The sequence below is a fragment of the Erysipelatoclostridium sp. An173 genome (assembly GCF_002160495.1).
In the GTDB taxonomy this organism is placed as follows: domain Bacteria; phylum Bacillota_I; class Bacilli_A; order Erysipelotrichales; family Coprobacillaceae; genus Thomasclavelia; species Thomasclavelia merdavium.
Map to the genome: position 1 here is coordinate 1 of NZ_NFKR01000016.1, position 12632 is coordinate 12632.

15 protein-coding genes are annotated in these 12632 nt (G+C 28.6%); 5 read left to right on the forward strand and 10 right to left on the reverse strand.

Going from position 1 to position 12632, the window contains the following annotated elements; all coding sequences use genetic code 11:
• Window positions 1-275 precede the first annotated feature (275 nt).
• Window positions 276-1163, reverse strand: a complete 888-nt coding sequence (locus B5F09_RS08120; protein WP_087373468.1) for a MurR/RpiR family transcriptional regulator — start codon at window positions 1161-1163, stop codon at window positions 276-278.
• A 228-nt stretch (window positions 1164-1391) separates the two neighbouring features.
• Here B5F09_RS08120 and B5F09_RS08125 point away from each other — a divergent pair, with 228 nt between their 5' ends.
• Window positions 1392-1742, forward strand: coding sequence for a hypothetical protein (locus B5F09_RS08125; protein WP_087373470.1), 351 nt, complete (start codon window positions 1392-1394; stop codon window positions 1740-1742).
• Between the two features lie 10 nt (window positions 1743-1752).
• Here the strand turns inward: B5F09_RS08125 and B5F09_RS08130 are convergent, their stop codons facing one another.
• Together B5F09_RS08130 and B5F09_RS08135 are read right to left on the reverse strand one after the other, a co-directional pair.
• Entirely contained in the window at window positions 1753-2763 is a 1011-nt protein-coding gene (locus tag B5F09_RS08130) for an aldo/keto reductase (RefSeq protein WP_087373472.1), read from the reverse strand.
• Between the two features lie 70 nt (window positions 2764-2833).
• Window positions 2834-3403 (reverse strand): histidine phosphatase family protein, encoded by a 570-nt coding sequence (locus tag B5F09_RS08135; protein WP_087300767.1) that lies wholly within the window; start codon window positions 3401-3403, stop codon window positions 2834-2836.
• A gap of 328 nt (window positions 3404-3731) precedes the next feature.
• Between B5F09_RS08135 and pckA the strand changes: the two genes are divergently transcribed.
• The gene (gene pckA, locus B5F09_RS08140; protein WP_087300768.1) at window positions 3732-5315 is read left to right on the forward strand and encodes a phosphoenolpyruvate carboxykinase (ATP); all 1584 of its coding nucleotides are present in this window, start codon (window positions 3732-3734) and stop codon (window positions 5313-5315) included.
• A gap of 79 nt (window positions 5316-5394) precedes the next feature.
• On the opposite strand, the gene B5F09_RS08145 is transcribed toward pckA, so the two are convergent.
• Window positions 5395-5979, reverse strand: a complete 585-nt coding sequence (locus tag B5F09_RS08145) for a DUF308 domain-containing protein (protein WP_087373474.1) — start codon at window positions 5977-5979, stop codon at window positions 5395-5397.
• Between the two features lie 64 nt (window positions 5980-6043).
• Window positions 6044-6880 (reverse strand): DMT family transporter, encoded by an 837-nt coding sequence (locus B5F09_RS08150; protein ID WP_087300772.1) that lies wholly within the window; start codon window positions 6878-6880, stop codon window positions 6044-6046.
• A 134-nt stretch (window positions 6881-7014) separates the two neighbouring features.
• On the opposite strand from B5F09_RS08150, the gene B5F09_RS08155 reads away from it, so the two are divergent.
• Window positions 7015-7281, forward strand: a complete 267-nt coding sequence (locus tag B5F09_RS08155) for a DUF3781 domain-containing protein (RefSeq protein WP_087300774.1) — start codon at window positions 7015-7017, stop codon at window positions 7279-7281.
• A gap of 29 nt (window positions 7282-7310) precedes the next feature.
• On the opposite strand, the gene B5F09_RS08160 is transcribed toward B5F09_RS08155, so the two are convergent.
• The 4 genes from B5F09_RS08160 to B5F09_RS08175 all read right to left on the reverse strand — a co-directional run bounded on the left by B5F09_RS08160 (window position 7311) and on the right by B5F09_RS08175 (window position 10901).
• Window positions 7311-7985, reverse strand: coding sequence for a hemolysin III family protein (locus B5F09_RS08160; protein WP_087300776.1), 675 nt, complete (start codon window positions 7983-7985; stop codon window positions 7311-7313).
• 157 nt (window positions 7986-8142) lie between these two features.
• Window positions 8143-9303 (reverse strand): GGDEF domain-containing protein, encoded by a 1161-nt coding sequence (locus B5F09_RS08165; RefSeq protein WP_087373475.1) that lies wholly within the window; start codon window positions 9301-9303, stop codon window positions 8143-8145.
• A gap of 181 nt (window positions 9304-9484) precedes the next feature.
• On the reverse strand, window positions 9485-10252 hold the full coding sequence (locus B5F09_RS08170) for an EFR1 family ferrodoxin (RefSeq protein WP_087373477.1): 768 nt from the start codon (window positions 10250-10252) through the stop codon (window positions 9485-9487).
• Window positions 10253-10280: 28 nt separating this feature from the next.
• A complete protein-coding gene (locus tag B5F09_RS08175) occupies window positions 10281-10901 on the reverse strand; it encodes a YitT family protein (protein WP_087373479.1) in 621 nt (206 codons plus the stop codon).
• Between the two features lie 154 nt (window positions 10902-11055).
• Here B5F09_RS08175 and B5F09_RS08180 point away from each other — a divergent pair, with 154 nt between their 5' ends.
• The gene (locus B5F09_RS08180; RefSeq protein WP_087373481.1) at window positions 11056-11340 is read left to right on the forward strand and encodes a MurR/RpiR family transcriptional regulator; all 285 of its coding nucleotides are present in this window, start codon (window positions 11056-11058) and stop codon (window positions 11338-11340) included.
• Window positions 11337-11930, forward strand: coding sequence for a MurR/RpiR family transcriptional regulator (locus tag B5F09_RS08185; protein WP_087373483.1), 594 nt, complete (start codon window positions 11337-11339; stop codon window positions 11928-11930). The genes B5F09_RS08180 and B5F09_RS08185 overlap by 4 nt, the downstream gene beginning before the upstream one ends.
• Before the next feature lie 14 nt (window positions 11931-11944).
• Here B5F09_RS08185 and B5F09_RS08190 read toward each other — a convergent pair whose 3' ends face one another.
• Window positions 11945-12619, reverse strand: a complete 675-nt coding sequence (locus tag B5F09_RS08190) for a hypothetical protein (protein WP_087373485.1) — start codon at window positions 12617-12619, stop codon at window positions 11945-11947.
• Between the last annotated feature and the right edge of the window lie 13 nt (window positions 12620-12632).

Genomic DNA, 12632 nt, shown 5'->3' on the forward strand with positions numbered 1-12632 from the left:
CACAGGGATTTGATGTATCATCTATTCAAGAAATTCCTAAATAATATTCTGTTTTTTCTAAATGAAACCGAACTTGTTTTTAAGTTCGTCTTTTTTTGTGTTTTTACTCGCGATTGGGTCAAATTATTTTTCACACTTTCCTCCTCTTGTATCTATGTTTTAACATGCTTTAAAACAAAAAAATAGAGCACCTGTTCTTTTAAAAACATCGCTCTAAAATTTATTTTAATAATTATCTAAAAAATAGAACAGTGCTCTATTTTTTAGATAAAATACTAATTTTTATCTTCTTCCATTATAATTTGGTTAGATGAAAAATGTTCTACTTCAACTTTTTTTGAATGCTTTATTTTGTAATCTAAATTATTTTCATAATTGAGTCGAAAATAGCATGAATATAAAATATTAAACAATAAAGATACTGAATGTTCAGAAGTAAAATTAGCAATCTTAGAAAATAACTTTTCTCTAGTAGCAATATATAAAATACATTCACTAAAACAACTTAATGTATTTTCTCCAAAACTCGTCATAATGATAATCGGAATATTTTTCTCTTTTAATAACGAAGCCACCCTAATTAAACTATGATTTTCTCCTGAATAAGATACAATAATAGCACAATCATTAACATCTAACATATCCGCCTGATATTTTTCTTCACCAACATGATTTTGAACAATAACATGCTTTTTTATCCTCGACATTTTTTGTTGAAAAACTGTAGCTAGTGGTACATAAGCCCCAAAGCCAAAAACATAAATATGCTGGGCCTTATCAATTATCCTAATTGCACGTTGCAATGAATCATGATGAATTAACGATACTGTATCTTTTGTAGCTTCGTTAATAACTTCTTTAATACTGCCAACAACACTCATCATATTATCATCTTTACTAAAAGGCAAATTAGCATCAATATTATCGAAATGTGAATCCAAATATTTTTGTTCCTTAATTAATTGTTCTTTTAACTGATTATAGCCTTGATATCCTAATTTATGAGCTAATCTAATTACAGCTGAAGATGAACAATATACTTCTTTTGCAATATCTCGAGTTGACAAATTACTTAAAGAAACTCGGTGTTCCAATAAATAATTCGCAATATCTCGTTCTACTTTGGTTAATTTCTCATTAGCTATTTTGTCAATTAATAACATCTCTATTCACCACCCTAAAATTAAGTATATAATATTTTAATATTATATAACCATATCTAAGTAAATTTATAAAACTTTTTAGTAACTCTTTTGATCCTAAATTAATATTCTATAAAATTGTAGTTAATAACTATTATCATAAATATTCTAAAAATATAATATTTGTTGACTATTTTTCTAACTTCAGTATAATACGAATTGTTAGTTTGTTCTAACTTTGTAGGTATTATGTTGTTAAATAAAATTATTGTTTTAATTTGTTGTATTCTATTAATTCTATGTATTTTACCATTATGGAAAAATAAGTTTGCGGGTAATAAAGTTCTTTTAAAAATCACTTCATTCCACCAGATTTATGCTTTTTTATTACTTGTTTTAGCTTTAATCCATGGGATATTAGCCGGTAATAATCCAGCGATGTTTAGTGGTAAAATTGCCTGGATGATTTTATTATTAATTATTTTATTTGCATATATAATTAAACAAAACAAGCCTAAATGGAAAAAAATCCATATGGCATTATCTATTATTTTTGTAGGATTAGTAATTTTACATATTATTCATGCAATTATAGTATAAAAAAAGAGGATTATTTTAAGAAAGTCTTATAATCCTCATAGTTTTTCTTTAATAATTCAGGTGTATTTAAATCATATGGACAATGAGCTTTACATTTACCACAATTTATACATGTCTCAATTTTTTTCATTTCCTCTTGCCAATGTGGTGAAAGCCAATTAGCACTTGGAGATCTTCTAAGCATTAAAGACATTCTAGCACATTGATTTATTTCAATTCCCATTGGACAAGGCATACAATAACCACAGCCACGACAGAATTCACCAGCTAATTCTTGACGATCATGTTCTATTATTGCTTTAATTTCATCATTTAAAACTGGTGGATTATCATTGTAACTAATAAACTCATCTAGTTCTTTTTCTTTTTGAATTCCCCAAATTGGTAAAGTATTATCAAATTGAGCTAGATAAGCATAAGCTACATCAGAACGAGTAATTAAACCACCTGATAAAGCTTTCATGCAAATAAAACCGACATCTTTTTCCTTACATAATCTTACTAGTTCTTCTTCTTTATCAGATGCTAAATAACTAAATGGGAATTGTAACGTATCATACAAACCAGATTCTACGGCTTCTTTTGCAACATGTAGACGATGATTAGTTATTCCAATATGTTTTATTTTTCCTTGTTCTTTAGCTTCCAACATTGCTTCATACAATCCTGTTCCATCATTTGGTTTAGGACAAAATGATGGATTATGGAATTGATAAATATCAATATAATCAGTTTTCAATAATTCCAAACTTGTATTTAAATCGCGCCAAAAATCTTCTACTGTTGTAGCCATTGTTTTTGTAGCAATATAAATATCTTTACGTACATCACTTAAAGATAATCCTATTTTTTCTTCACTATCACTATAAGCCCGAGCTGAATCAAAGAAATTAATTCCATTTGCATAGGCCTTTTTTAAAATCACTTTGGCTTCTTCTTTGCCCACTCTTTGTATTGGTAAAGCACCAAAGCCATTACGATTAACAACAATATTAGTTCTTCCTAATCTTACTTTTTCCATAATACCCCTCCTACATCGATTGACATTAACTATTATAACATTAAAAAAACGAGAATTTAATCTCGTTTACTTAAAAATCATGATTAATTATTTCAACTAAAGAAAACTCATCATTTTCAAATTCAAATTTCAAAATACAACAATTACGAATTCTAGTTGTTTGATCAACTTGACTATTTTTTGACCAGTAACGCATGAACCCACGACATGAAGCCCCATGACTAACAGCTAGAACTGTCTGATGATCTTCTTTTTTCATAACTTCTAATAAAGTATCTGCCATTCGCTGACGCATTTCTAATTCACCTTCGCCACCATAAGTTACAAAGAAATCTCCATATGGAAGAGGTGGATTTAAATCTTCACTTTCTCCTTCAAAAACACCAAAATTCCACTCTTTTAAACCCTTAAGACGTGTATATGGCATATCTGTTACTAATTCTAAAGTATCGCAAGCACGCTCTGAAGTTGAAGAATAAGCATGATCAAATGTAATATTATGATCTTTAAAATATTTTCCCGCAACTTTAGCTTGTTTAATTCCTAATTCTGTTAAAGGCGCATCACACCAGCCTTGAATTTTCTTTCGAACATTAAATAATGTTTCTCCATGACGCATTAAATATAATGTCTTTTTCATTTCCAATCAACCTCCATAAAAAACAAACCAGCCTCAAAATCAAGCATACTATAACACAATTTAAAAAAATGCGCACCATATTTATTATTTTTAACTATTAACCCCCTAGAAAAAACATTATCTTCTGTATTTACAACTTAAAATAAGGTAGAATAAAAAAAGAGCTATATATCATAATTTATTCATTTACTAATAATAATTTCGTTTGTTTTGTATGAAAATCATACACTAACATATAAAAAATATTAAGAAAGGAGATGTGAAGGACTTTTAAATATAAAAATTAGGTAACAAACAATTTAATAAAAGTCACTTCATAAAAAAATTTATGGAAACATATGGAATTGAAAAATATGGGCTTTCAACTACTGGAACAATTTATCGAAACATTCCCGCTGGATCTTTAGTCGAAAAAGCCCTATTAAAAAAAGAAGGACGCCTTAGTAGAGCTGGCTGTTTATGTATTGAAACTGGTGAAAGAACGGGTCGTTCACCAAACGATAAATATATTGTCGACCACCCTTCAATCCATGATAAAATTGCTTGGGGTAAAGTTAACCGTCCGGTTTCACCAGAAAAATTTGATTTAGTTTATAAACAAATTATCGATCACTTATCAGATAAAGACTTATACATTTTTGATGGTTACGCTGGTGCTAATCCAAAATATTCATATGCTTTTAGAATCATTAATGAAAAAGCTAGTCAAAATCTTTTTATTTCTAATCTTTTAATTAAACCTACTCCTCGTGAATTACAGCACTTTCAAGAAGATTATTTAATTTTAGCAGCACCTGATTGCAAAATTGATAAAAGCGTTGGTTTAAATAGCGATGTTGCTGTAATGATTGACTACGCTAGACAAATAGTTTTAATCGCTGGAACTGGTTATTCCGGTGAAATCAAAAAAAGTATTTTTTGTGTCATGAATTATGTTTTACCGCAACGAAATGTCTTTACTATGCACTGTTCTGCAAATATTGGTGATGAAGGCGATACTGCGTTATTCTTCGGACTTTCAGGAACTGGAAAGACAACTTTATCCGCTGATCCTAAACGTAAATTAATTGGTGATGATGAACATGGCTGGTCACATACTTCAGTATTTAATTTTGAGGGCGGCTGCTATGCAAAATGTATTAATTTATCTAAAGAAAACGAACCTGAAATCTGGGATGCAGTAAGATTTGGTGCTGTTGCTGAAAATGTCTGCTTATTTGAAGATACTAGAATAATTGATTTTAATGATAATTCAATTACTGAAAATACCCGTGTTGGTTATCCACTAAATTTTATCGCTAATATTGCACCTGAAGGGGTAGCTCCAATTCCAAAAACAATTTTCTTTTTAGCCGCTGATGCTTTCGGGGTTTTACCACCGATTTCTAAATTAGATAAAAACTCAGCAGCATATCATTTCGTATCTGGCTATACAAGCAAACTAGCTGGTACTGAAGATGGGGTTACCGAACCCGAAGCAACTTTTTCTACCTGTTTTGGAGAACCATTTTTACCATTAGACCCTTTGCTTTATGCACAACAATTCCAGCGTCGAGTTAAAAAAGCTGGTGCCAATGTCTTTTTGATTAATACTGGATGGGTTGGCGGATCTTATGGAACTGGTAAACGTATCCCGATTAAATTTACTCGTGCTATGATCAATGCCGCAATTGATGGCGAACTAGATTTTGTCAGCTATGAAAGAGATCCTTACTTCAATTTAAATATTCCTAAATTCTGTCCTGGTGTTCCTCAGGAATTATTGAATCCAAAATCTACTTGGATCGATAAAGATGCTTATGACCAGACTGCTCAAAAATTAGTAAAAATGTTCCAAAACAACTTTAAGCAATATTCTAATTTTCCAGAAGCAGTTATCAACGCTGGACCTGGCGGAACTTACAGCCAGTAATTTCAAAATAGTATTTATAAAAACTTGGGGTTCTCACTTTAAACAAGAACCCCTTTTCATCTCTATACAAATCATATTACTATAATCTTAAATCATTCATTTCTAATACTTCTATCAATAATCCAACTCCACCAGCTAATAAAAAACCTGCAAGAATATAATTTATGATAACCGTCATAACCATTGGCGCTATTAATAAAATTACTGCCATAATAATACTAATAATACCAATAGCCCTTACCCAGCTAACATCAACAATTCCAAATAAACTTAAACGATACGAAAAAGTTAACTTATTAATACCATAGATAAGTAACACAATTGCTAAAACACATGTAATAGTACTAACTGTCAGTTCTAACGGTGAACTTAAAAACAATAATCCAATTAATAGATTACAAACAACTATAACTAAATTACCGGTATATCTTACGAAAGATGGTGTTGCTAAATAATCTATAAAACGATATATAGCTAGTATTAAAAAAACTAACCCGATAAACTTGCCTACTAAACTTAATGATTCAATCGGAAAAATAATTGCTAAGATAGCAAGAATAATCATCAAAACACCAATGATGCCACCGATAATCCTTAATAACCGCACCTTTTTATTCCATTTATCAATAATCTGATTTTCAAATTCATAATTAAATCTAAACATAATATCACCTTCTCATTTATATTATAGTCCTGTTGATTTAAACATTTATGAACAAATCATCCTATTAATTATTAAAAGACAAGTAAATAGCTACACCAATAATAATCAAACCACCTAATAATTCTTTAAAAGCCATCATTTCATTTAATAATAAAAACGCAAATATAATACTATATACACTTTCCATACTAGAAATAATACTAGCTGTTTGGACTTTTATCTTTTTCAAACTATTTACATAGATACTATGGGCTATTGCTGTACAAACAATTCCTAAAAATATTATTGCTCCTAAGTCTAATGAATTAATTGTCGTTGTAACAAAAAATATTGTCGGAAATAAAATAATTGTTGCTACACCTTGTTCATAAAGACATATTATTGTTCCTGAATAATTTAGTGATAAATAGCGATTAAATAAACATAAAATAGCATAACTAAAGGCACTGATCATCCCTACAACGATTCCAAGCGTCATTTGATTAGCCAATGAAAATTCTGGAACAGTAATTAATACTCCTGCAAACATAATAATTGCCATTGTCACATTTTTTATTTCTAATTTTTCATGATATATTAATGGTTCTAAAAATGTTACAAATATTGGAAAAGTTGCAAATGTAATGGTTCCAATCGCAACCGTTGCTATTTGGATTGCCTGCAAAAAAGTAAACCAATGAATTGCAAGTATTATCCCTGCTACAATAACATAACTATAATCACGTTTCTTTAATTTCCAATTGTCCTTTTTTATTAATATAATAATTAATAAAAATATTGATGAAAAAAACACTCTTCCAAAGGTGACTAAAATAGCTGGTACACTAACAAACTTACCAATGACCCCCGCTAACCCAAATAACATTACCGCAATATGTAAAGAAATAATTTCCCGTTTCATAACTACCTCACTAAATATAATCTTAACGACAATGATTAATATTTACAAGGCTAATAACAAAAAAGAAATGATAATATTAATTTGACATGGTATAATCATTAAAAAATAATATTTTTATAAAAGGATAAATAAAAATGAATGTAACTAATGAACTATTAACAAATTTAGCTAAATTACACACAACTGATTTAGGTGTAATTAGAATAAAAAGAAATCTATCTTTAGACAGCGATGATGTTGTTGAATGGTGTAAATCTAAAATTAAATTGCCAAACGCCATCATTATCCAAAAAGGGAAAAACTGGTATGTAAGTATCGATAATTGTATCATAACGATAAATGCTAATAGTTATACAATTATTACAGCTCATAAAGAAAAGAAAAACCGTCAGTCTCTATAAATAAGATGACGGTTTCAATTTATATTCAATTAAATAACATATAAAATTATACATAAAAAATGTAAAGCACTTCCAAGCAGTATCCATAAATGCCAGATACTATGCATATAACGATGTTTATTTTGTAAACCATAGAATATCGTTCCAATTGTATACGCTAAACCACCGGCTACTAATAAATAAATACCACTCATCCCAACTGCTTCTGGTAATAGATTAAATCTAAAAACTATTCCCCAGCCCATCGCTAAATATAAAACCATCGATAAAGTTGAATATTTTTTTATATCTATCGCATTTAAAATAATACCTATAATTGTACAGCCCCATTCTATTGCTAAAATGACCCAAGCCCAAAAAGGATCGATTGGTCTGATTGAACATAGTAATACTGGTGTATATGTTCCAGCAATCAAAACAAAAATAGTACAGTGATCCATAATCTGGAATACTTTTTTACTTTTTCGATTAGCTGGCAAACCATGATAAATACTGCTCATAGTATATAATAAAATCATTGAAACACCATATATTATCCCTGAGGCAATTCCATAACCATTATGATGAATAGCAGCAAAAACGATACAAAGAACTAATACCGCTATTCCAAAAGCACCACCGACTATATGAGTAACCATATTAAAGATTTCTTCACCGCGGGTATATTCTGGTAATATTCGATCATCTAGTTTTGTCCTTTTCATCAAATTCCTCCATTCTTTGACTATAAAAATAATACGATACTATATTTAATTCCAGTTGTTTAATCATCTTAAAACATTAATATATCTTTTATATTAACTTATTAAATAAATTAGGATTAATTACCTCATTAGAAAACAGCATGTCTTTACATGCTGCTTACTTACAAATACATTTACTTTTTCCTTTTTTCTTAGCCATATATAAAGCTTCATCAGCAGTATTTAATACTTCTAACCATGACTCTTCATCTTTAATAATACCAGTTGTTCCCCCAACACTTACTGTCACACATTTTCTAGCTACATTTGGTGGTACGGTTAAATCTAGCTGTTCGATTGCTTGACATAATTCATCACCAATTACTTGCAATCTTTCTAGCGTAATATTTTCATTAATATAGACAAACTCTTCACCGCCATATCTAATCAATACCCCTTCGCTTAAACAAAGTGTTAAGGCATTCGCTACTCTTTCTAAACAACGATCTCCCTTTACATGACCAAAGTAATCATTATATTTTTTAAAATCATCAATATCAATTATCAAAACTCCCGTTTTCTGAGGTAGATTACTATTTTTTTGATAAATAGTTTCTAAATATTTAGTTAGATAACGACGATTTAATAATTTTGTAAGAGAATCATGATGGGCAACAAAATCTAACCGAGCACTATTTTCAACAATAGTTTTATTTTTAGCTCTAATAATATAATTATTTAAAAATGCCTGGCGTGTTGATTGATAACGATAATAACTAATAAATAGTGCCATAAGCGTTAATGATACACTATTAAGATATAAACTATAATGAATCGTATAATCACCAGGATAAAAATATGAAATCGAATAAATCAAAGCAATATTAGCAATTACATACAACGGTACAAAAAACTTAGGTGGAATGTATGTTAAAATAGCAATTCCTAATAAACTAATAATATAAACATTAATATTATTAGAAACCCGGTTATCATAAACAGTAATTATCAATGACCATAGTATTAAAAATAATACAAAGAAATATTGAAGGCCAGTTATCTTGCCACCTTTTCTTTTTTTAAAAGCTATGATAAGTAAAGTCAAAATACAAACAGCCATCATTACAGCATACATTGCCATATAAACTTTACTAGCCACTGAAGCAAAAGTAAAATCAGTATAAATGCCTACATAAAACATATTATATATTTGAAAAAGTAAAATCAAAACAACTATAATCCATAAATTCTGCTTAATTTCATTTTCAATAGTTAGCTTATACTCATCTTCTTGAGCTTTATTTAACTTTATCTTTTTAAATAATGGTATAAGTTTCATTATTATCTCCCTTCAATAACTGTTTTTATAATAAAACTTCGTTGAATCTATCAGTTATTTTTACATTTTATTACAAGATTATGATACCATTAAATGATTCAAGATAAAATAACTATAATTTAAATATACTTACTTTTATAAAAAATCTCATTTTTAAATTAATTAAAATGAGGTGACTGAATTAATCGGTTTTCTTTTGGGCAATAATATCTTGCAAAGTAACATCAGGATGATGATACTTAAAGCGCCGTTCAATATCTTTTTCTTTACTCATATAAATTGCTTCTTTAGGACACCAGTGAAAACAAGCTAAACAAGTAATACAATTATCACCAATTATTGCATGGTTGTTTTCTACTTTAATATTATCCATTGGACAAACACGCGTACAAATACCACAACCTATACATTTATCATCAGCTTTTATACCACGCATATTATATGCTTTTAAACCAACTACTGATGGTTCAACGCTAGCTAATTTTGAAAAATCTTCTTTTTCTTGATTAACAATTTTACTAATCAATCCTTGAATATTCTTTCTTTGATTATGTAATGCTTCATCCATTTCTTCTTTAGTACTTAAATAACTATTACCAGGCATTGAAACACCAACATTTAATGATAAAGCCGCCTTTCTTGTTTTTAATAAATCATCTAAGCGTTTGCCAATATCGCCAGGATGCCCTCGATATGTCGCCACTAAAAATACATATGGATTATTATTAAAATTCATTTTTTCAATCACTTGGCGAACCAAATACGGCATATCTCCATAATAAATTGGAAAAATAAAACCAATCTGTTGATAATCAACATTAATTTGATCTTTATTTTTTAATGAAGCAAAAGATATAATATCACAATCATTTGGTAATTCTTCTGCTAATATTTTCGCTGTTGTAAGACAATTACCAGTTGCCGAAAAATAATATAATCCAGTTTTCATAAATAGCTGCCTCCTTATTATAATTTTATTATATCTTACTTTCTTGCAAATGATTATAGATATTTTGATAAAGTGCTACAAAACGACCAATAAAAATCGCTGAAACAACGGTTCCAATTCCAATTCCTAAAATATATCCTTTAGTAACCAAACAAATAACTACTGTTAACACAATAAAAACTAAATCAGCGATATTTTTAACAAAACCAAAATCTTTATTTGTCACTTTGCCAATTGTATGTACTAAACCATCAGCCGGATTTAACACAATATCACCAAGTACCATTAAAAAAGCGCCTAATGCTGTTAACACTATCGCAATTATTAAAATAACAATTTGCATATAAAAAGCAGTTGGTTCATAACTAAAAAAAAGATCATAAAAATCTATTAAATAACCAAAAATAAAAGAAAATGGTAATTGGATAATTACTTGTAAATCAAATCTTTTTAGCAATATTAATTGAATTATAATAAAAACAAGATAAACCATTGTTGTCATTGTCCCTAAACTTACTGATAAAATATTAGCTAAAGCATAAGGCAACGTATTAATCGATCCTACACCAAGTAAAGATTTAGTATTTAAAATAATACCGATTGCTAAGACATTCATTCCTACAACAAAAACAATAAATCGCTTAATCATTTTCTCATCTCCATATCAATTGGTATTATATAAAGAATCAAGATATCATTCTATTTGATAACAACAAATTTAAACAAGATTTAAAAAATAATCCAAAAATATTTCTTACTTATTAAACATTGTTCATAAGATATAATTAAATCAGGTGATAAACATGTTAATTATTCAAAAAATGGAAGTAATAAAACTTAGTTCTAATGAAGAAATAATCAAAAATTTTATTTTAGAAAACAAAGAACAATTAAAAAATCTAACCCTTAAACAAATTGCTGCTAAAATCTATGTATCTCCTGCGGCATTAGTTGTTTTCGCTAAAAAAATAGGTTATTCAGGCTGGAATCAATTTAAAGAAGATTTTATTTTAGAATTACAATATTTAAATAGCCATTTTCAACAAATCGATGCAATACTCCTTTTAATAGCCAGGATAATATCATGAAAATCGCTAATAAAATTGGTACTTTACAAAAAGAAACAATCGACGATACCCTTACTTTATTAGACCATGACAGTTTACAGCAAGCGCTGACATTAATAAAAAACTGTTCTGCTATTTATCTTTTTGGTACTAGTATGTCTTATATTGCCGCTCAAGAGTTTTCATATGCTATGAAACGTTTAGGCATGCCAGTTGAATTTTGTCTTGATCCAATTGAACAAGTTTTTCAAACCCATACTTTACCTAGCGATGCTTTAGCAATCATTATTTCCTATACTGGCGAAACTGCTCCAATAGTTAATGCTTGTCAGATTCTGCAAAAACGTAAAATTGCAACGATTACAATAACCAGTATCGGCGATAATACGATCAATAAATATAGTGATGTTAGTTTATATTTATGTACTAGAGAAAATGTTCATAGTAAAATCAGTTCATTTTCAAGTCGCCAAAGCATTCATACTATATTAGATATTTTATATAGCTGTTATTTTGCATTTAATTACCAAAATAATTATCAAAAAACAATTACTATGAACAAAACAATTGAATTGAAACGTTATTCATCAAATACTAAAATCAACCAATAAAAAACCAGGTTTCATTATGATTCCTGGTTATAATAATTATCAAATTTATTTTCAAAGTCATAGCCATAATAAAGATACTGACCATCTTCATCATCTCTTAAAAACCAAATATACTCATTATCAACATTGCCATAATGTGAATACTCATAATTAGATGGAAATGTATAAACTTTCGCTAAATTTTCATAAACATCTTGATCAAATTCCAATAATAAATCATGAACTTTAGGACTGATTTTTTCAACAGCATCACTAATGTCTTTTTCTGATAATTCATTAGTAGTGATATCATATCGATAAAACTCAAAATCACGTTCAATCACATTTGAATCAGGATATTCATTATACCCTAATGTAATAGATGTATAATCATATTGGAAATTTAAAACAATAATATAATTTTCATCGCCTTCCCAATACATCTCGACATCTTTTAATGTCCCTACTAATTTATCATCATCATAAATATTGTAACTGTGACAAATAGTATCATCATTTTCTACATCAGTCTGATCTTCTTCTTTTTCATCATCACTAATTGCCTGTTTAGTATTATCTTCAAGACGCAAATCCTGGTTTTCTATTAGATAACAGTAATAATCAAAATTATTGTTTATTTTATTTTCACTACTACAACCTGTATTTATTAATAATGTTAGTAATAGTATACTACTAAATACTTTGTTCATATTCTTTCCCTTC